Origin of the sequence: Parafrankia discariae (assembly GCF_000373365.1) — a bacterium.
GTDB classification, from domain to species: Bacteria; Actinomycetota; Actinomycetes; order Frankiales; family Frankiaceae; genus Parafrankia; species Parafrankia discariae.
Genome location: NZ_KB891208.1, coordinates 213293 through 232215, shown reverse-complemented (window position 1 = coordinate 232215; position 18923 = coordinate 213293). Strand labels below are relative to the sequence as shown.

Genomic DNA, 18923 nt, shown 5'->3' with positions numbered 1-18923 from the left:
CATGCGGCGTCCGCGGTTCCGCGGAACCGCGGAACCGCTCCGTCAGGTGGGCTGCTCGCCCGCCGGGGCGCCGGCCAGGTAGGCGAGCAGGGTGCGCACTCCCCAGCCGGTGCCGCCGCGGCTGATCTCGCCGTCGTCGGAGTCCGCCCGGGCCGTTCCGGCGATGTCGAAATGCGCCCAGGGCAGGCCCGCGGTGAACTCCCGGAGGAACAGCGCGGCGGTGATCGACCCACCGCTGACGTCCAGCGCCCGGCCGATGTTCGCCAGGTCGGCGACCGGCGAGTCGATGGCCGGCCGGTACTCCTCGGTCAGCGGCAGCCGCCAGACCCGCTCTCCCGCGCGGCCGGCCGCGTCGGCGAGCTCGCCGGCCAGTGTGTCGTCGGAGGAGAACAGGCCGGCGGTGCGCCGGCCGAGCGCGACGGTGATCGCCCCGGTCAGCGTGGCCAGGTCGACGACCTGGTCGGGGGCGAGGGTGGCGGCGGCGTAGGCCAGCCCGTCGGCGAGCACCAGCCGGCCCTCTGCGTCGGTGTTGAGCACCTCGACCGTCGTCCCGCCCCAGCAGGTGATCACGTCACCGGGTCGGACGGCGGACCCGCCGATCATGTTCTCGGCGAGGCAGAGCAGCGCGGTGACCTTGCCGGGAACTTCCAGCTCGGCCAGCGTGACCATGGCGCCGAGCACCGCGGCCGCGCCGGACATGTCGGTCTTCATGCCGGCCATCGAGACCGACGGCTTGAGCGACAGCCCGCCGGAGTCGAAGGTGATCCCCTTGCCGACCAGCACCCGGTGGCCGGGAGTCCGCCCGCCGGGGCCGGGCGGACCGTCGTAGGTCAGTGTCACCAGGCAGGGTGGGCGCGGGGAGCCCCCGCCCACCGCGACCAGGCCGCCGAAGCCCTGGCTGACCAGGTCGGCGTGGTCGAGCACGGTGACGCCCAGGCCGGCCTGGGCCGCGGCCCGCACGGCCTGGTCCGCGAGCCAGCGCGGCGTCTTCACGAGGCTCGGCATGTTGATCAGATCACGGGCGAGGCACACACCGTCCGCCACGGCGCGGGCCCGGCGGGCCGCCTCGATCAGCGCCGGTTCCTCGGGTCGCTCCGTGCGCAGGACGAGGATCCGCTCGGCGCGCGGGTCGGCCGGCGGCTCGTCGGGCGCGGGCCCGGTGGGGTCGGCCGACCCGGAGGCCGGCTCGGCGCTCGGGTCCTCGGCGCTCGGGTCCTCGGGAGCCGCGCCGGTGACGACGGCGGCCGGGCGGTAGGAGCCCAGAGCGAAGCCCTCGACGAACGCGTAGGTCTGCTCGGCGTCCGGGTCGGCGACGACGAAGGGCCGCCCGCGGGTGCCCGCACGGCGCGCGAGAGCCGCGCCGGCCGAACGCCAGCCGGCAGTCTCGCCGGCACCCACGCCGAGCAGGAACAGCCGCCACGGTCGCTCGGAGCGCGACAGCGGCACGACCAGGACACCCCCCGCGTCCCCCCGGAAGGCCTCGTTCTCGATCAGGCGGTCCGGGTCCGCGCCGACGCGCGCGCAGGCGCTCCGACCCGCCGCACCGACGATCGTGGCACCGTCGACCCTCGTGACCACGACTGCGAGCACGGTGCAGTCCCAGCCGACCGCCGTGCCGACGGTGTCGGGCACGCCGGGTGTGTCGGGCACGCCGGGTGTGAGGGGCGTGACGGGCACGCCGGGCGGCACCGGTTCGCCCGGCGCCTCACCGGTCCCCCCGGTCCCGCCCCGACTCGGCGGCTCGCCGGGCTCGGGCCCACCGGCTGACGGCGGGTGCTCGATGGAGGTGAGAATGACGAGAGGCGCGCGGTACCTCGAGTCGATGAGGTCGGCGTCCTGGGCGGGAGCGGCGGTCGTCATGCGGACGGCTCCGCCCCACGGGCTCGCCCGCCGGGCCGGGGGTAGGTGACCACCGAGCCTAACCGACCGCGATCTTGAGAGCGTCTCCCAGCGCACTCGCCTCGTCGGCTGTGAGTTCGACGACGAGTCGGCCGCCCCCTTCGAGCGGGACGCGCATGACGATGCCGCGCCCCTCCTTGGTGACCTCGAGCGGACCGTCACCCGTCCGCGGCTTCATGGCCGCCATCGGTGCACCTCTTCCTGCCGTCGGACCTGCGTCTGACGACGATTATCCCGGAGACCGGCCCGCAAACCGAAACACGTCCCTGCGGGGAATCACAACGGTCACGGAGAGGTAGTGGCTTCGGTGGCCACAGAGGGGCTCCGGCGGCTCCGAACGAGGGACTCTGGTGTGATTCACTACGGTTACCCAAGCTCGTTTTCCCCGGGCGCCGAGGCCTCTCGCTCGGACGTCGAGGCCGCGGGGCCGCGTGTGTCCCCCCCGTTGGCATCCGGCCGCTCCGGATCAAGCGGCTCCGGATCAGGCTTCTCCGGCCCGGCGTCGGTGTCGGTGTCGGCTTCGGGGTCGACGTCGACCCCGGGGTCCACCCCGGCGTCGGTGTAGCCGTTGGCGTTGGCGGCCACGCCGAGATGCGCGAACTCCGCGAGCCGGACGAGCTCGTCGTCCCGGCGGGCGAGTTCCTCGTCACGCCAGGCGATCTCGTAGGCGAGCCGGGCCAGGACGGCGTCGACCTCGGCCATCCGGTAGCCGCGGGCCGCCATGCCGAACCGGACGTCCGCCACGTCGTCGGCCACCACGGAACGCGCGCCGAGGCCGGTGTGCGGCCCGTCGGGCACGGCCGGTGCCATCCGGTCGAACCGGCCGACGGCCAGCGCGGCGACGACGAAGACGACCACCGCGACGAGCACGATCTCCACTGCGAGCACCACGACGTCGATCGTGCCATGCCCGGGTGGGCCGGGCGGACCCACCCGGCGGCCCCGGGTCGATCCCGCCGGCCCGCGGTCTCTGGCAGGGTTGCGGGGTGTCCGCCGACGCCTTCCCGACCAGCGAGCCCCGCCCGACCGACGCGCCCGGCCCGGCCGGCGAGCCCCGCCCGGCCGACGCGCCCGGCCCGGCGGCCGGGACGGTGCCGGCGCGGCCGCTGCGCCTGGGCACGCGGGTGTTCGCGCCGTCCGAGCTCGTCGTGATGGCGATCGTCAACCGCACTCCGGACTCCTTCTTCGACCGCGGGGCCACCTACGGCGAGGCCGAGGCGCTCGCCGCCGCCGACGCGGCGGTGGACGCCGGAGCCGGGATCATCGACATCGGCGGGGTCAAGGCGGCCCCGGGCGAGGAGGTCGACGCCGCCGAGGAACTACGCCGGGTCGGCGGGTTCGTCGCGGCGGTGCGGGCCCGCCACCCGGAGGTCGTGATCAGCGTCGACACCTGGCGCGCCGAGGTCGGGCGGGTGGTGGCCGGTGAGGGCGCCGACCTGCTCAACGACGCCTGGGGCGGGGTCGACCCGAAGCTGGCCGAGGTCGCCGCCGAGTTCGGCACCGGGCTGGTCTGCACCCACGCCGGCCACCTGCCGCCGCGGACCCGCCCGCACCGGATCGCCTACGCCGACGTCGTCGCCGACATCGCCGCGACGACGACGGCGCTGGCCGAGCGGGCGGTGTCGCTGGGCGCCCGGGCCGACGGGGTGCTCATCGACCCCGGGCACGACTTCGGCAAGAACAGCCGGCACTCGCTGGAGTCGACCCGCCGCCTGCCGGAGCTGGTCGCGACCGGGTGGCCGGTGCTGGTCGCGATGTCCAACAAGGACTTCGTCGGCGAGGTCCTCGACGCCCCCGTGGACGAGCGGCTGGAGGGCACACTCGCGGCGACCTCCGTGGCGGCCTGGCTGGGCGCCCGGGTCTTCCGCGCGCACCAGGTCGCCGCCACCTGGCGCACGCTGCGGATGGTCTCCGCGCTGCGCGGGGACGTCGATCTGCGGATCGCGCGCCGCGGCGTGGTCTGACCCGGCCGGACCGACCACCACGGTGCCCCCGTGCCGGAGCGGCGCGGCGGCGGTGCGGGGCGGTCACTCGCCTTCGGCGACCTCACCCTGGGTGGGCACCCGGGGGGCGACGCCGCCCGCCTCGAGGATGTCGAAGGCCTCGGCCACGCTGGTCGCCCAGATCAGGGTGTCGCGGGCCCGCGGGCGGACGAAGCCGCGGCCCACCAGGTCCTCGACGAGCAGACGCAGGTGCGCGTACACACCGTCGTGATCGAGGACGACGACCGGCTTGGCGTGCAGGCCGAGCACCGCGGCCACCCAGATCTCGAGGAGCTCCTCGAGGGTGCCGAGCCCGCCCGGCAGGGTCAGGAACCCGTCGGCGCGGTCGTCCATGACGGCCTTGCGCTCACGCATCGTGGTGGTGACGACCAGTTCGTCGGAGTCGGTGTCCCCGACCTCCATCGCCAGCAGCACCGTGGGGATCACGCCGACCGTGTGCGCGCCGCCGGCCCGCGCGGCCCGGGCGAGGGAGCCCATACACGAGACCGAGCCGCCGCCCGAGACCAGCACGTGCCCGCGCCGGGCGAGTTCCGTGCCGACCTCGGCGGCCAGCAGCACGAACGAGGGGTCGATGTGATCCGAGGACGCGCAGTAGACACAGACGTTCACGCGGGCGCCCCACCCACCGGGTCCGTCGTCCCGCCGCCCTCGGTGGCGGTCCCACCCGCCTCGTCGGCGCGGCCGGTCCCTTCGAGGATCAGGCGCACCGCCTCGTCGACGTCGTCGGTCAGGGTCACCAGGTCGAGGTCACCCGGCTTGATCCGGGCGGAGCCGAGGACGGTCGAGCGCAGCCAGTCCAGCAGGCCCGACCAGTAGGCGGTGCCCATGAGCACGACCGGGAACCGGGTCACCTTGCCCGTCTGCAGCAGGGTGAGGGCCTCGAAGAACTCGTCGAGGGTGCCGAACCCGCCTGGCATGATGACGAAGGCCTCGGCGTACTTCACGAACATCGTCTTGCGGACGAAGAAGTACCGGAAGCTGACGCCCAGGTCGACCCAGTCGTTGAGGTCCTGCTCGAAGGGCAGCTCGATGCCGAGGCCGACCGAGAGCCCGCCGGCCTCCTGCGCCCCCCGGTTGACCGCCTCCATCGCGCCCGGCCCGCCACCAGTGATCACCGCGTAGCCGGCGTCGACCAGCGCGGCGCCGAGCCGGCGCCCGAGCTCGTACTCGGGTTCGTCCCGGCCGACCCGCGCCGAGCCGAAGACCGTGACCGCCGGGGGCAGGTCCGCCAGCAGCCCGAAGCCCTCGACGAACTCGCTCTGGATGCGCAGGACCCGCCACGGGTCGTTGTGGATGAACGAGGCCGGGCTGCGGGTGTCGAGCAGGCGCTGGTCCGTGGTGGAACGCTGCACCTGCCCACGGCGCGCGGTGACCGGGCCGCGGCGCTGTTCGGGCGGCGGCCCGCCGCCCCGCCTGGTCCGCCTGGACATGGCGGGAACGGGCCCCGCTTCGGGAGCGGGCTCCACGGCGGGAACGGGCCCCGGGCCGGGAACGGGCTCCGCCGCCGCGGGAACGATCGGCTGGGATGTCGATCCGCCGCCCGGCGGATCAGGGTAGGCGGACCGAGTCACGTCCGCACCATACGCAGATCCGCCCGGGTGCCAGAAGCTCAGGGCGTGCGCGGGCCGGTCAGGTAGGAGCCGAGCACGCGCTCCGTCTCCTCGATCACCGCCACCTCGACGTACTCGTCGCGGGTGTGCGCCAGGTTCGGGTCGCCGGGACCGTAGTTGAGCGCCGGAATGCCCAGCTCGGCGAACCGTGCCACGTCGGTCCACCCGTACTTGGCCACCGGGGCCCGCCCGGTCGCCGCCACGAAGGCCGCCGCGGCCGGGGCGGCCAGCCCCGGCGGGGCCCCGCCGGCGGAGTCGTCGAGCACCAGGTCGTAGCCGTCCAGTACCTCGGTCACGTGCGCCAGCGCGGCCTTCGGGTCCCGGTCGGGGGCGAAGCGGAAGTTCACCGTGACCCGGCAGCTGTCCGGGATCACGTTGCCGGCCACGCCACCGTCGATCCGGACCGCCGAGAGGCCCTCCCGGTAGGTGCAGCCGTCCAGCGTGACGGACCGCGGCCGGTAGCGCGCCAGCCGGGTCAGCAGCTCCCCGGCCTGGTGGATGGCGTTCTCCCCGAGCCAGGAGCGGGCCGAGTGCGCGCGGCGGCCCGGCACGGTGGCCACCACCCGCAGCGTGCCCTGGCAGCCCGCCTCGATCTCGCCGGAGGTGGGCTCCATGAGGATCGCCAGATCCGCCTGGAGCCAGTCGCGGTGCCGCTCGGCGAGCCGGCGCAGCCCGTTACGGGCGGCCCCGACCTCCTCGTTGTCGTAGAAGACCCAGGTGACGTCGTGCCGCGCGACCGCCCCCGCCCCCGAGACCGGCGCCGGCGCGGGGGTGCCGAGGAGCGCCGCCAGGCGCAGCATCACGGCCACCCCGGCCTTCATGTCGGACGTCCCGCAGCCGTACAGGCGGGAGCCGTCGAGGCGGGCCGGGAGGTTGTCGGCGATCGGCACCGTGTCCAGGTGACCGGCCAGCAGCACCCGGGTGGGCAGGCCGTGGCCGGTCCGCGCGAGCACCGCGTCGCCGTCGCGCAGGATCTCCAGGCCGCCGAGGGAACGCAGCGCCTCCTCGACGGCCGTGGCGAGCGTGCCCTCGTCGCCGCTGACCGACGGCACGTCCACGAGGGCACGCGTCAGATCACCGACGGGCAGCGCCAGATCGAGACTCATGACGGTCAGGAGGCCACGCCGTGCTCACGCAGGATGTCGTTCAGCGCGAGCTTGTCGTGGATCTCGCCCTCGTCCAGGGTGCGCAGGACGAGGATGCAGGGCATGGCGAACTCGCCGGCCGGGAAGGAGCGGACCCGGCTGGAACCGACGGCCACCGCGCGCTCCGGGATCTCCCCGCGCGGGTACTCCTCCCCCGTCACCGCGTCGAAGACGTGGGTGGACGCCGTCAGGATCGCCCCGGCGCCGAGCTTCGCGCCGCGCCGGACCCGGGCGCCCTCGACCACCATGCAGCGGCTGCCGACGAACGCGTCGTCCTCGACGACGACCGGCACCGCGCTCGGCGGCTCGAGCACGCCGCCCAGGCCGACCCCGCCGGAGAGGTGGACGTTGCGCCCGACCTGGGCGCACGAGCCGACCGTCGCCCAGGTGTCGACGAGGGTCCCGGCGCCGACGTAGCCGCCGATGTTGGTGTAGCTGGGCATGAGCACCGCACCGGGCTCGACGTGGGCACCCCAGCGGACGATCGCGCCCGGCACCACCCGCACGCCGTCGAACCGGGTCTTGAGCGGGACGCGGTCGTGGAAGTGGAAGTCGCCGGCGGCCGACTCGACCATCGGCAGGACCTTGAACGACAGCAGGATCGCCCGCTTGGCCCGCTCGTCGACGGCGACCCGGCCGTCCGCGGCGACCTGGGCGACCCGGGCCTCGCCGGCGTCGATCGCGTCGACCGCGCCCACGATGACCTTGCGGGCCTGGGTGTCCTCCGGCGTCAGCTCACCGCGACGCTCCCACAGGTCGTCGATGGCCCGGTCCAGGGGAGACGCGACTTCGCCGGACGTGACACCCGCGTCCGATGGGCTGGGGTTTGCTCCGCTCACGCTGCTCACGGATAAGACCCTACGGGTCTCGGGGTGAACGGCGCTCGCGGCCGGGAGGGTCAGCGGACGTCAGGCTCCGAGCCCCAGCCTGACGAGTTCCTGTCCCCGGGTTCGCCGCCACCGGGCCGCGGGACGGCCAGCTGCCCGGTCTGGTACGGCGGAACCGGAAGCTGACCGGTCTCGTACGGCGGAACCGGAAGCTGACCCGTCTGGTACGGCGGGACGGGCAGCTGCCCGGTCTGGTACGGCGGAACCGGAAGCTGACCGGTCTCGTACGGCGGAACCGGAGTCTGACCGGTCTCGTACGGCGGAACCGGAGTCTGACCGGTCTCGTACGGCGGAACCGGAAGCTGGCCCGTCTGGTACCCGGGCACGGGCAGCTGGCCGGTCTGGTACGGCGGCAGCGCGCCCGGCCCGGCGGCGTTCTCACCGGCACCGGAGTAGGGCCGGCGGTGGGCGCCCTGCGGATCCCGGTACGGATCTCCGGGCTGCCCCGAGCGGACGTCCCGGCCCCCCCGGAAGTCCTGGGGCTGCCCCTGTTCCCGGGCCGGCCCGGTCTCGTGGGGCTGTCGGTACTCCTGCGGCTGTCGGTACTCCTGCGGCTGTCGGTACTCCTGAGCCTGCCGGCTCTCCTGCGGCTGCCGGTGCTCCTCGGACTGCCGGTACTCCCCGGGCTGCCGGCCGTCCTGGGACTGCCGGTACTCCTCGGGCTGCCGGTACTCCTCGGGCTGCCGGTAGTCCGGAGCCGAGTTGAAATCCTGGGTGGAGCGGTACTCCTGGGACGCCCGGGCGCCCGGATCGGGCTGGCTCGCCCGGTACCGGTCGAACGAGCCGACCGAGCCCTGATCCGCCCGTGCCGGCTCAGCCGCTCCGTATCCGGCCGGCCGGCCGGAGGACCAGTTCTGGTCACCGGCATGGCCCGCACCCACCGGGTGTGGCCCCGACGCCGCGGGGCCGGGCGGGTAGCCGGGCGGCCCGGCGGGCGGGTAGCCGGCCGGCTGCTGGCCCCAGCCCGGCGTGGCCTGGGCACCACCCGGGACGCCCACCATGGGAAGCATGGTCATCCGCTCCGGGACGGTGGCGATCTGCGCGTCCGGGGCCGTCAGCGCGACCCGCACGTGCCGCCGGCCGGACTCGCCGTAGAAGCTTCCCGGCGCGACCAGGACACCGACGCTGGACAGCGCGTCCACCGTGGCCCAGCAGTCCTCGCCGCGGGTGGCCCACAGGTAGAGACCGGCCTCGCTGTGATCGATCGTGAAGCCGGCGACGGCGAGCGCCGCGGCGAGCACCGCCCGCCGGTTGGCGTAACGGGCCCGCTGGTCGGCGACGTGCATGTCGTCGGCGAGCGCGGCCGTCATCGCCGCCTGCACCGGCGACGGCATGATCAGCCCCGCGTGCTTGCGGAGCTGGAGCAGCCCGTCGACGAGCTCGGGGTCACCGGTGACGAACCCGGCCCGGTACCCGGCGAGGTTCGAGCGCTTGGACAGCGAGTGGACGGCGAGCAGGCCCTCGTGGGAGCCGCCGCAGACGTCCGGGTGGAGCACCGAGACCGCGCGGGCCTCCCAGCCGAGCTCGATGTAGCACTCGTCGCTGGCGACGATCACGCCGCGCTCGCGCGCCCAGGTGACCACGGCGCGCATCTCGTCCACCGACAGGACGCGCCCGGTCGGGTTGCCGGGCGAGTTGAGCCAGACGAGGGCGACGCCCTCGGCGGGGCCGACGACCGGCTCGCAGCGGGCGAGCAGCGCGCCGACCTCGTAGGTCGGGTAGGCCGGGGTGGGTACCCAGACGCGGTCCCCGGGCTCCAGGCCGAGCTGTGAGGGGAGCTGGGCGACCAGCTCCTTGGTGCCGAGCACCGGCAGCACCGCGGACGGTTCCACCAGCACGCCGAGCCGGCGGGCCAGCCAGCCGGCCGCGGCCTCGCGAAGATCAGGTGTACCCGCGGTGAGCGGGTACCCCGGAGAGTCCGCGGCACCGGCGAGGGCATGGCGCACCACCGCCGGCGTCGCGTCGACCGGGGTACCCACCGAAAGGTCCACCAGCCCGTACGGATGCGACCGCGCCTTCTCCTTGTACGAGACCAGGTGGTCCCACGGGAAGTCGGGCAGCCGCACCCGCGACCGCCCCGGCGATCTGATCGTCCGGGACGGTCTGGCCGACTCCCCTGAACCGGTCAGGACTCGCCCTGGGGAGCCAGCGCCGAGATGGTGGGCGGATCGAAGTCGAGGGCGCCGACCTTGGAGGCGCCGCCGGGCGAGCCGAGCTCCTCGAAGAACGATGCGTTCGTGTCGGTGAAGGTCTTCCACTGGTCGGGGACGTCGTCCTCGTAGTAGATCGCCTCAACCGGGCAGACGGGCTCACAGGCACCGCAGTCGACGCACTCGTCAGGCTGGATGTAGAGCATCCGTCCGCCTTCGTAGATGCAGTCGACCGGGCACTCCTCGATGCAAGCCCTGTCCTTCACATCAACACAGGGCTCCGCGATGACGTAGGTCACCGGACGTTCCTCCTCGAGCTCACGGGCGACTGATTCCTTAGTATCGACCTGGACCGTTCGGTGTCGACAACAAGGGCGTGCACTAGTGGTGTATGTCGTCCACATCACTCCGGCCGACATCGGCTCCCGGGTCGTGATCCGGCGCCGTATCTCTGGCCCACTCCCCCTGAGCGATGTTCTGGGCACGCTTGAGTCCTGGTCGGATGGCGAGCTCCGCCTCCGCCGCACCGACGGTACGACAGTGAGTGTGCCCGAGGAATCCCTCGTAGCGGCGCGTGTCGTGCCCTTGACACCCCGGCGGGCCAATCGGCGGCCCCCCGCTTGGGCGACACCATTGGACCAGCCCGGAACGCCCCCTCGCCACGACATTGCGCAACGCAACGATCAGATCACGGAATCAGATCGCCGCGCCGGTCCACCCACGACGGGCCAGGTCGACGCCGACGCGGTTGGAGAGTACCCGGGCGCCGGTACCAACGATACCGGGGACAATGGCGGCGACCGGGACGTGAGTGGCGCCGACCCGGGTGGCGCCGGCCCGAGTGCGGAGGTCCAGCGGTGAGCGCCCACAGCAGGCGGATGTTCGCCACCGTCGTCCGCCGCGAGCCCGTCGACCTCGCACTCGCGTGCCATCTGATCGCCGCCGAGGCCGGCCCGGAGACGAACCCCGCCGAGACGACCCGCGCCCTCGACGCGCTGGCCGCCGACGCCGCCGCCCTGCTCGCGGCCCACCGGGCCGCTCCGCGCGGCCGTGACGCGGCCGGTGCCGCTGCCGGCACCGGCACCGACACCGGCGCCGCGTCCGGGGCGGAGGCCACCGCCGAGGCCGCCTCAGGCGACCCGGCGGCCGACCCGGGCATGACGGAACGAAGCACGGCGGATCGGGGCACGGCCGCCGGCGCGGGCGCGGCGGATCGAGGCACTGCGGCCGGCGCGGGCGCCAACGCCGGCGGGGGCACGCTGACCGGGCTGGACCTGCGCGCCGCCGCCGAGGCACTGCGCGAGTCCCTCGGCCGGAGGGCCGGGTTCGCCGGACACGAGTCCGACTACGACGACGTGCGGGCCTCACTGCTGCCCGAGGTGATCAGCCGGCGCCGCGGACTGCCCATCCTGCTGTCCATCGTGTGGATCGAGGTCGCGCGCCGGATCGGCGTCCCCGCCTACGCCGTCGGGCTGCCCGGCCATGTGATCGTCGCGGTGGGCGCGCCCCACGAGAACGTCCTCGTCGACCCGTACGCCGGCGGGGAGATCATGACGGTGCACGACGCGGCGGCCCGGGTACGCGCGGCGGGCGCGCCGTTCACCCGGGCCCAGCTCGCCCCGATGACCCCGGACGACCTGCTCACCAGGGTCCTGGGCAACATCCGGGTGCTCGCGGCGCGCACCGACGTCCCGCGTACCCGGTTGTGGGCGGTGGAGCTGTCGCTCCTGCTGCCCCGCCATCCCGCCGCGCTGCGGCGCGAGCGGGGCGAGCTGCGGGTCCGGCTGGGCGACTTCCTCGGCGGCGCGGCGGACCTGACCAACTTCGCCGACGCGGTCACCACCGTGGAACCCGCCGCCGCCGCGGCCGCCCGCCACTCCGCCGCAGCCGCCCGAGCCCGCCTGAACTAACCCCCCACAAGGGGAGTGAGTCGCCTCAGCGGCACGGGGAGCGGCTACGGCAACTCGCTTCGCCCGTACCCCGCGCGATCAGCCGGCCGGCGGCTGGGTGGGGGAGGTCGCGAGGTACGAGCCCGCGTAGAAGATCAGCGGTGCGACGTCCGGTCGCCGCTCCTCGAGCGCGACCGCCTCGCCGATCACCAGCGTGTGATCGCCGCCTGGATGTGTCGCGACGGTCCGGCACTCCAGGACCGCGAGCGCGCCCTCCAGCAGGGCGACCCCGGTCCGCGCGCCGAGCGAGTACCGCCAGCCCAGCAGCTCTCCCCCGGCCGCGCCGGGCGGCTGGTCGCCCCTGGGCCTGTCGCCGATCACCCGGCCGTCGGCGGGCTGATCGCCGCCGCGGCGGGCGAAGTCGCGGGACGCCTGATCCATGTCGGCGGCGAGGATCGAGACCCCCCACACCCCGGCTTCCAGGAGCGGGCCGTGGAACCGGGCGTCCTGGCGCACGCTGACAAGCACGAGCAACGGGTCGAGGGAGACCGAGACGAAGGAGTTCGCCGTCATCGCGAGCTGGCGCCCGCCCACCACCGTGGTCAGGACGGTCACCCCGGTCGCGAACCGGCCGACCACCCGGCGGAACGTCGCGGCGTCGGGCACCACCAGGCCGTCCGGAGGCACCAGGCCGTCCGGAGGCGCCGATCCGTCCAGGGGGCCGGCGGTGGGGCGGTCGGGCTCGGGACGGAGCGCGGCCGGGCACGGCTGCGCACGGACCGGCTCCGGCGGAACGGGTTCGGGCAGGGGCTGGCGCGCGGGGCTGGCCACGGCGGCAACGCTACAGCGGTGGAAGTGGCCGCACCGACCCGTCGGGTCACTCCGGTGACCATCGGCACAACCCGGGCAGGGCCCTCGGCACCGCCGTGACCTGGCCGGCCGCCCGGACGCTCCAGGCGGGCCGCCCTCAGCGGGGGGGCACCGTCGGGGGACGCGCGGGCAGCGCCGTCAGGCCGCGCCGCGCCTGCCCGAACACGGCCACGACCACCGGCGCGAACACCCCGATCCCCAGGAAGAGGTAGCCCGTCGCCGTCGCCTTCAGCAGCAGGTCGCCCTCGGTCCGCGACGAGGCGAGCAGCAGGACGGCGGGGATCCAGCCGACGAGCGGGATCATCGCCCCGAGCCGGGTGCCGGTCAGCCAGCGGACCAGGAACGGCACCCCGGTGTTACCGAACAGTGCCAGCAGCAGGCCGATCGAGATCAGTGTCCCGCCCGGCCGCGGGCCGGCGGGCACCAGGACGACGCCGTACACCCCGAGCGCGAGCCCGGCCACGACGCCGAACACGTACGAGACACCGAGGAAGGCACGACCGGGCTCCGCCGGAGGTGCCGGCACCGCGGCGGCCGGCATGACCCGGCCAACGGCGGCCGGGGTGGCCCGGCCGGTGACGGCGCCCGGGGTGGCCTGCCCCCGCAGGCGCACAGTCGACCTGGCGGGCTCCTTCGAAGGCGTCGAGGCCGTCGAGGCCGTCGACGCGGCGGGATCACCGCTCGCGTCGGAACCGTGGCCAGGAGTCGGACGGGGCATTCCCCGACAGTAGGCCATGGACCACCCGATCACGCGCCGAGGCCGGACCGCCGATCTCGGCCACCGGCCGCCTCGGGTCAGCGCCTCACGGGGTGACGAGTTCCCGGGGCACGGCGACCACGTCCACCAGGGCGCCGCGGCGCCAGACCGTCATTTCGACAGGTTGTCCGATGGTGTCCTCAGTCAGCAGCCGCTGGAGGTCTCCCGGGCCGGCGACGGCCGTCCCGCCGATCGACAGGACGAGATCGTCGGTGAACAGGCCGGCCTGCCCGGCCGGGCTACCCTGCACCACCTCCGCGAGGCGCACGCCGTGGCGTTGCCCCGTCCGTTCGGCCAGGGCCGGCGGGAGCGGGACCCGGGCGCCGGCGACGCCGAGGTAGGCGCGGCGGACCCGGCCGTCCCGGATCAGTGCCGCGAGGATGCGCCTGGTGGTGGCGTTCACCGGCACGGCCAAGCCGAGCCCGACGCCGGCGACGGCGGTGTTCACCCCGACCACTCGGCCGTCGGCGGTGACCAGTGCCCCGCCGGAGTTTCCCGGGTTCAGCGCGGCGTCGGTCTGGATGACCTCGTCGACGACCCGCACGGCCGAACCGGAGCGCGTCGGCAGCGAACGGTTCAGCGCGCTGACCACACCGGCGGTGACGCTCCCGGTGAGCCCCAGTGGGTTCCCGACGGCGACGACGAGCTGGCCGACCCGCAGTGTCGCCGCGTCGCCGAGCTCAGCCGGGGGCGGGGTGGAGCCGCGGGCCCGCAGCACGGCGAGGTCCGAGAGCGGGTCGGCTCCCACCAGGTCCACGGCACGTTCGGTCCCGTCGACGAACTCCACCGTGCCGACCGGCTCGCCCGCCCGGCCGGCGCCCGGACGTCCCTCCACGACGTGCGCGGAGGTGAGCAGGAACCCGTCCTCGGTGAACAGCACCGCGGAACCGGCTCCGGCGCCGCGCGAGGTGCGCACCCGCAGGCTGCCCACGCTCGGCCCGACCCGCTCGGCCACCCGGGTCACCACCTGGGAGTAGGCGTCCAGCGCCGCCGCACCGGGATCACCGGGATCACCGGGATCACCGGGCGGTCCGATCTCGTCGGGGAGTGTGGCCCGGTCCTCGGCGACCGGGTCGCCTGGGCTGCCCTGGTTCGCCGGGTTGCTCGGGTTGGCGGTGGCGCCTGCGTCCATCCGATCCTCCTCGCGATTACAGTGTTGCACTGCAATCAACGCAAGCGGGGGACGGATCCTGCCGCCGCGACGTCCGCCGTCGGCATAACCGCCGCCACCGCCCGCCACCGCGCCGGGGTGAAGCGAGACGGAGCGAGGCGGGCAGGGTGTGGGTCAGTGGGGCAGGCCGGCGAACAGGTCGGTCTCGCGGGCGCCGGGTTCCGGCGCCGGGCCGCGCTCACCCCGGGTCAGCACGAAGTGCTCGGCGGCCCAGGCCAGTTTCCCGATGCCGTCGGCGAGCGCGAAGAAGAAGCCGTCCACCGCCATCTGGGTGCGGTGCGCGCGCATCGCCGCCATCTTCGCGGGCAGATAGTCGTCCGCCTGGATCACGGTGGTGATCAGCTCGTCGGGAATCGACAGCGGGACGTCGTCCGCGGACTCGGCGGAGCCGAACGGGCTCTCGCCCCCGGCCGCCCGGAAGTACTCGATACCCGCCTGGACGGACGACCTGGGCATGGCCGTCTCGTAGAACTTCGAGATCTGCCACGGCGGGCCGGCCTCCGGCGCGAAGTCGGGATTCGCGGCGTCGGCGAAGGCCCGGACGGACACCTCGTGGGCCCGGATGTGATCCGGGTGGCCGTAGGCGCCGTTCGCGTCGTAGGTGACGAGAACCTGCGGACGGACCTCCCGCACCACCTGGACCAGGGCCGCCGACGCCTCGGTCAGGTCCGCGCGCCACAGGCAGCGCGGATCGTCGTTGGCCGGGGTGTCGATCATGCCGCTGTCCCGCCACCGGCCGGCGCCGCCGAGGAAGCGGTGGTCGGTGACGCCGAGCTCGGCGCAGGACCGGTCGAGCTCACCGATCCGGTACCCCCCGAGCTGGTCGCCGAGATCCGACCTGAGATTGATCAGCTCGGGGACCAGTACCTCACCGACCTCACCCAGCGTGCAGGTGACGAGGGTCACCTGCGTGTCGGGCCGGGCCGCGTAGGACGCCATGGTCACACCGGTCGAGATGACCTCGTCGTCCGGGTGGGCATGCACGAAGAGCACACGGCGCGGCGGCGCCGTTTCGGCTGATTGCGTCACCCGACGACCCTATGCGTACTCCGACCAGCGCTTCCGCCGGCGCGGGCCGGGGTGCCGGCCCCGCGCGGACCGGGTGTCAGCCCGGACCGGGTGTCAGCCCGGACCGGGTTCCGGCCCGCGCGAGCCAGGTGTCAGCCGGTGCGGCGGCGGGAGCGCAGCTTCTCGCGCTCGGAGGCGGCCAGCGCCACCTTGCGCAGCCGCACCGTCGCCGGGGTCACCTCGACGCACTCGTCCTCGCGGCAGAACTCCAGCGCCTGCTCCAGCGAGAGCTGGCGGTGCGGGGTGAGCCGCACCAGCTCGTCGCCGGTCGAGGACCGCATGTTGGTGAGCTTCTTCTCCTTGGTCGGGTTGACGTCCATGTCGTCCGCCCGGGAGTTCTCACCGACGATCATGCCCTCGTAGAGCTCGGTGGTCGGCGCGACGAACATCGTCCCGCGGTCCTGCAGGTTGAACAGGGCGTAGGCGGTCGCCACCCCCGACCGGTCCGCGACCATCGAGCCGGTCGCCCGGGTGCGCAGCTCGCCGAACCAGGGCTCGTACCGGTCGAAGACGTGGTGCAGCAGCCCGGTGCCGCGGGTCTCGGTGAGGAACTCCGTCCGGAACCCGATGAGCCCGCGGGCCGGGACGAGGTACTCCAGCCGGATCCAGCCGGTCCCGTGGTTCACCATCTGCTCCAGGCGGCCCTTGCGCAGCGCCAACAGCTGGGTGAGCACCCCGAGGTAGTCCTCCGGGGCGTCGATGGTCAGCCGCTCGACGGGCTCGTGCACCTTCCCGTCGATCTCCCTGGTCACCACCTGGGGCTTGCCGACCGTCAGCTCGAACTCCTCGCGGCGCATCAGCTCGACCAGGATGGCCAGCGCCAGCTCACCACGGCCCTGGACCTCCCAGGTGTCCGGCCGCTCGGTGGGCAGCACCCGGATCGAGACGTTGCCGACGAGCTCGGCGTCCAGCCGGTTCTTCAGCAGGCGCGCGGTCAGCTTCTTGCCGGACCTGCCGGCCAGCGGCGAGGTGTTCACGCCGATCGTCATGCTGATCGACGGCTCGTCCACCGTGATCACCGGGAGTGCGTGCGGGTCCTCGGCGTCCGCGAGGGTCTCGCCGATCATGATGTCGGGGATGCCCGCGACGGCGATGATGTCGCCGGGGCCGGCCTGCTCGGCCGGGACCCGCTCCAGGGCCTCGGTCATCAGCATCTCGGTGATCTTCACCCGCTGCTGGCTGCCGTCCACCCGGCACAGGGCGACGGTCTGGCCGCGACTGATCGTCCCGTTGTGCACCCGGCACAGCGCGAGCCGGCCGAGGTAGGGCGAGGCGTCCAGGTTCGTCACCAGCGCCTGCAGCGGCGCGCCCTCGGTGTGGGACGGCGCCGGGATCGCCTCCAGCAGCAGGTCGAACAGCGGCTTGAGGTCCGGCGAGTCGGGGCTCGTGCCGTTCTCCGGGCGGGTCGTGGACGCCCGGCCCGCCTTGGCGTTGCAGTAGACGATCGGGAAGTCGATCTGGTCCTCGTCCGCGTCGAGGTCGAGGAAGAGCTCGTAGGCCTCGTCGACGACCTCGCTGATCCGGGCGTCGGACCGGTCGACCTTGTTGATGACGAGCACGACGGGCAGCCGGGCGGCGAGCGCCTTGCGCAGCACGAACCGGGTCTGCGGCAGCGGGCCCTCGCTGGCGTCCACCAGCAGCAGGACGCCGTCGACCATCGCGAGGCCGCGTTCCACCTCGCCGCCGAAATCGGCGTGGCCGGGAGTATCGATGATGTTAATGGTGACGTCACCGAAACGTACGGCGGTGTTCTTCGCGAGAATGGTGATCCCCTTCTCGCGTTCGAGGTCCATCGAGTCCATCACCCGGTCGGTGGCCTCACCACGCTCACCGAACGCCCCGGACTGCCGGAGCATCGCGTCAACAAGAGTCGTTTTGCCGTGGTCGACATGGGCAATGATCGCGACATTACGAAGATCGGCGCGTACGGGCACGGTGATGAGCTCCGGGGCAACATGGGGCTTCAGGGCACTACCCTAGGACCCCGAAACGGTTCGTCGGATGAGGGACCGCGATCTTCGGCAGCGCCCCGGAGGGCGGTACCCGGCCGGGGAAACGACGTCTGCCCCGCCGCGGTCCAACTCCATGGTACGGACTCACGGCGGCGAGCAACGCGCGGCGGACCATCACGGCCCCACCGGGCCCGCCGTCGGTTCGGCCAGCTCCACCCGCAGGGCGTCGACCAGCGGGGTGTCCGCCGGCAGCCACGGGACGTCGTCGAGCTCGCCCACACCCAGCCAACGCAGGGCGTCATGCTCGGCGGCGACCGGCTCACCCGCGGCGACGCGCCCAAGCCACAACCGCATCCGCCACCCCGGGCGGGGCAGCGCGATCTCCCCGAACAGGCGCCCGACCTCGATCTCCACGTCCAGTTCCTCGCGACACTCCCGGCGCAGCGCCGTGAGCTCGTCCTCGCCCGGCTCGACCTTGCCGCCTGGAAACTCCCACATCCCCGCGAGCGCCGGCGGCGAGACCCGCCGCGCGGTGAGCACCCTCCGATCACGGTCGATCAACGCGACAGCCACCACGAGCCGCCCCTCTTCCCCCACCGCCGCCTCGCTCCCCATTCCCACAGTGATCCCCATCTCCGTAGCTCCCTGTCGCGAGAAGCATGGGGGGTGTGCGGAGGGTGGCGGATCTCGGCGCTGGGTGACAGCATCCGGCGCGGGGGCGGGGAGGGCTGGGGTCCGCGCCCGGCCCGGATCACAGATCCGATCACCGATCACGGATGGGAAGGAGTCGGGAATGCCGACACGGCTGGACAACAGCGCCGTATCCACCGCGCTGGAGGCGCTTCCCGGGTGGATCGGCGACGCCGACCGGATCCGGCTCGAGATCCTCGTCGACGGCGACGAGTCGACGGCCGTCGTCGACGAGGTGATGCGCGAGGCCAACGCGATGGACCATCACCCGGTCGTGGAGCACGGCCCGGGGACCACGATTTTCACGGTCTGGACGCACTCCGCCGGCGGCGTGACCGAGCTGGACGTCGAGCTCGCCCGCAAGATCTCAGCCATCCTGCGGTCCGCCGGCATCGCCTTCTGAGCCCGCGCGGCAGCCGACCTCCGGCGATCACCACAGGGTGGGCATCGCCGTGAAGGATCCGTCCGGTGCCGGTGGGAACGGGGCGACGGCGCGCACCGCGGCCGGGTCGATCGTTCCGTACAGGTGGGGGAACAGCGCGCCGCCGCGGTCCGCCGGGCCGGCCGCGGGCTCCCAGCGCAGTGGCGCGGTGAGCCGGTCCGGGTCGACGACGAGCAAAAGAAGATCACTCCGGCCGCGGTAGTAGAGGTTGGCCGTCTCGAGCAGCTGCTCCGGCGTGGAGAAATGGATGAACCCCTCGGTGTCGAGGCTCGGGGGCCGGTAGCCGTCCGGCCCGGCGCTCCAGTCGGCCTGGCTCACCAGGTGGCAGATCATCGCCGTTGTCTCCCGTCCTGTCGGTGCTCGCCGCCGGACCCGACAGGCCGAACCCTA

Annotated in this window: 20 protein-coding genes; 4 read left to right on the top strand and 16 right to left on the bottom strand. The window is 73.9% G+C overall.

Features of this window, described 5'->3' with window-relative positions; all coding sequences use genetic code 11:
* Positions 1-42 precede the first annotated feature (42 nt).
* The 3 genes from B056_RS0112445 to B056_RS0112435 all read right to left on the bottom strand — a co-directional run bounded on the left by B056_RS0112445 (position 43) and on the right by B056_RS0112435 (position 2790).
* Entirely contained in the window at positions 43-1860 is a 1818-nt protein-coding gene (locus B056_RS0112445) for a leucyl aminopeptidase (RefSeq protein WP_018502193.1), read from the bottom strand.
* A gap of 58 nt (positions 1861-1918) precedes the next feature.
* The gene (locus B056_RS40590; protein WP_006544345.1) at positions 1919-2086 is read right to left on the bottom strand and encodes a DUF3117 domain-containing protein; all 168 of its coding nucleotides are present in this window, start codon (positions 2084-2086) and stop codon (positions 1919-1921) included.
* Positions 2087-2265: 179 nt separating this feature from the next.
* The gene (locus B056_RS0112435) at positions 2266-2790 is read right to left on the bottom strand and encodes a DivIVA domain-containing protein (RefSeq protein WP_154676984.1); all 525 of its coding nucleotides are present in this window, start codon (positions 2788-2790) and stop codon (positions 2266-2268) included.
* Between the two features lie 260 nt (positions 2791-3050).
* Between B056_RS0112435 and folP the strand changes: the two genes are divergently transcribed.
* Positions 3051-3863 (top strand): dihydropteroate synthase, encoded by an 813-nt coding sequence (gene folP, locus B056_RS0112430; protein ID WP_063826624.1) that lies wholly within the window; start codon positions 3051-3053, stop codon positions 3861-3863.
* Positions 3864-3926: 63 nt separating this feature from the next.
* Here the strand turns inward: folP and B056_RS0112425 are convergent, their stop codons facing one another.
* The 6 genes from B056_RS0112425 to fdxA form a co-directional block, all read right to left on the bottom strand.
* Complete coding sequence (locus tag B056_RS0112425; protein WP_018502190.1) at positions 3927-4511, bottom strand: LOG family protein; 585 nt, start codon at positions 4509-4511, stop codon at positions 3927-3929.
* Entirely contained in the window at positions 4508-5332 is an 825-nt protein-coding gene (locus B056_RS36250) for an LOG family protein (protein WP_051105597.1), read from the bottom strand. Before B056_RS36250 ends, B056_RS0112425 begins: the two co-directional genes overlap by 4 nt.
* A gap of 179 nt (positions 5333-5511) precedes the next feature.
* Complete coding sequence (dapE, locus tag B056_RS0112415; RefSeq protein ID WP_018502188.1) at positions 5512-6618, bottom strand: succinyl-diaminopimelate desuccinylase; 1107 nt, start codon at positions 6616-6618, stop codon at positions 5512-5514.
* 5 nt (positions 6619-6623) lie between these two features.
* Positions 6624-7496: a 2,3,4,5-tetrahydropyridine-2,6-dicarboxylate N-succinyltransferase gene (locus tag B056_RS0112410; protein ID WP_020572465.1), complete on the bottom strand. Its 873-nt coding sequence runs from the start codon at positions 7494-7496 to the stop codon at positions 6624-6626.
* Between the two features lie 59 nt (positions 7497-7555).
* Positions 7556-9610: a succinyldiaminopimelate transaminase gene (gene dapC, locus B056_RS36245; RefSeq protein WP_018502186.1), complete on the bottom strand. Its 2055-nt coding sequence runs from the start codon at positions 9608-9610 to the stop codon at positions 7556-7558.
* Between the two features lie 59 nt (positions 9611-9669).
* Positions 9670-9993 carry a ferredoxin gene (gene fdxA / locus B056_RS0112400; protein WP_018502185.1) on the bottom strand — a complete coding sequence of 108 codons (324 nt, stop codon included), beginning with the start codon at positions 9991-9993 and terminating at the stop codon, positions 9670-9672.
* 85 nt (positions 9994-10078) lie between these two features.
* Here fdxA and B056_RS46375 point away from each other — a divergent pair, with 85 nt between their 5' ends.
* Positions 10079-10555, top strand: a complete 477-nt coding sequence (locus B056_RS46375; protein ID WP_456095367.1) for a putative acetyltransferase — start codon at positions 10079-10081, stop codon at positions 10553-10555.
* Positions 10552-11604 carry a transglutaminase family protein gene (locus tag B056_RS0112395; RefSeq protein ID WP_026239620.1) on the top strand — a complete coding sequence of 351 codons (1053 nt, stop codon included), beginning with the start codon at positions 10552-10554 and terminating at the stop codon, positions 11602-11604. Before B056_RS46375 ends, B056_RS0112395 begins: the two co-directional genes overlap by 4 nt.
* Positions 11605-11682: 78 nt before the next feature.
* Here the strand turns inward: B056_RS0112395 and B056_RS0112390 are convergent, their stop codons facing one another.
* From B056_RS0112390 to B056_RS0112365, 6 genes are all read right to left on the bottom strand, one after another.
* A complete protein-coding gene (locus B056_RS0112390) occupies positions 11683-12414 on the bottom strand; it encodes a flavin reductase family protein (protein ID WP_018502183.1) in 732 nt (243 codons plus the stop codon).
* A 136-nt stretch (positions 12415-12550) separates the two neighbouring features.
* A complete protein-coding gene (locus B056_RS0112385) occupies positions 12551-13171 on the bottom strand; it encodes a DUF6113 family protein (RefSeq protein WP_230202961.1) in 621 nt (206 codons plus the stop codon).
* 85 nt (positions 13172-13256) lie between these two features.
* A complete protein-coding gene (locus B056_RS0112380) occupies positions 13257-14342 on the bottom strand; it encodes a S1C family serine protease (protein ID WP_018502181.1) in 1086 nt (361 codons plus the stop codon).
* 153 nt (positions 14343-14495) lie between these two features.
* Entirely contained in the window at positions 14496-15410 is a 915-nt protein-coding gene (mshB, locus tag B056_RS0112375) for an N-acetyl-1-D-myo-inositol-2-amino-2-deoxy-alpha-D-glucopyranoside deacetylase (RefSeq protein WP_026239618.1), read from the bottom strand.
* 131 nt (positions 15411-15541) lie between these two features.
* Positions 15542-17383, bottom strand: a complete 1842-nt coding sequence (gene typA, locus B056_RS0112370; protein ID WP_026239617.1) for a translational GTPase TypA — start codon at positions 17381-17383, stop codon at positions 15542-15544.
* A 192-nt stretch (positions 17384-17575) separates the two neighbouring features.
* Positions 17576-18034, bottom strand: coding sequence for a (deoxy)nucleoside triphosphate pyrophosphohydrolase (locus tag B056_RS0112365; RefSeq protein ID WP_026239616.1), 459 nt, complete (start codon positions 18032-18034; stop codon positions 17576-17578).
* Positions 18035-18194: 160 nt separating this feature from the next.
* On the opposite strand from B056_RS0112365, the gene B056_RS0112360 reads away from it, so the two are divergent.
* Positions 18195-18494 (top strand): 4a-hydroxytetrahydrobiopterin dehydratase, encoded by a 300-nt coding sequence (locus B056_RS0112360; protein ID WP_018502177.1) that lies wholly within the window; start codon positions 18195-18197, stop codon positions 18492-18494.
* A gap of 27 nt (positions 18495-18521) precedes the next feature.
* On the opposite strand, the gene B056_RS0112355 is transcribed toward B056_RS0112360, so the two are convergent.
* Entirely contained in the window at positions 18522-18866 is a 345-nt protein-coding gene (locus B056_RS0112355) for a DUF952 domain-containing protein (protein ID WP_018502176.1), read from the bottom strand.
* Positions 18867-18923 lie beyond the last annotated feature (57 nt).

Excerpts from the sequence above, each read along its gene's own strand:
- B056_RS0112355 (WP_018502176.1), bottom strand. The coding sequence starts at position 18,866 with ATGATCTGCCACCTGGTGAGCCAGGCCGACTGGAGCGCCGGGCCGGAC.
- B056_RS0112385 (WP_230202961.1), bottom strand. The coding sequence starts at position 13,171 with ATGCCCCGTCCGACTCCTGGCCACGGTTCCGACGCGAGCGGTGATCCC.
- dapE (WP_018502188.1), bottom strand. The coding sequence starts at position 6,618 with ATGAGTCTCGATCTGGCGCTGCCCGTCGGTGATCTGACGCGTGCCCTC.
- B056_RS0112380 (WP_018502181.1), bottom strand. The coding sequence starts at position 14,342 with ATGGACGCAGGCGCCACCGCCAACCCGAGCAACCCGGCGAACCAGGGC.
- B056_RS0112445 (WP_018502193.1), bottom strand. The coding sequence starts at position 1,860 with ATGACGACCGCCGCTCCCGCCCAGGACGCCGACCTCATCGACTCGAGG.
- B056_RS0112360 (WP_018502177.1), top strand. The coding sequence starts at position 18,195 with ATGCCGACACGGCTGGACAACAGCGCCGTATCCACCGCGCTGGAGGCG.
- folP (WP_063826624.1), top strand. The coding sequence starts at position 3,051 with ATGGCGATCGTCAACCGCACTCCGGACTCCTTCTTCGACCGCGGGGCC.
- B056_RS0112365 (WP_026239616.1), bottom strand. The coding sequence starts at position 18,034 with ATGGGGATCACTGTGGGAATGGGGAGCGAGGCGGCGGTGGGGGAAGAG.
- B056_RS40590 (WP_006544345.1), bottom strand. The coding sequence starts at position 2,086 with ATGGCGGCCATGAAGCCGCGGACGGGTGACGGTCCGCTCGAGGTCACC.
- B056_RS36250 (WP_051105597.1), bottom strand. The coding sequence starts at position 5,332 with ATGTCCAGGCGGACCAGGCGGGGCGGCGGGCCGCCGCCCGAACAGCGC.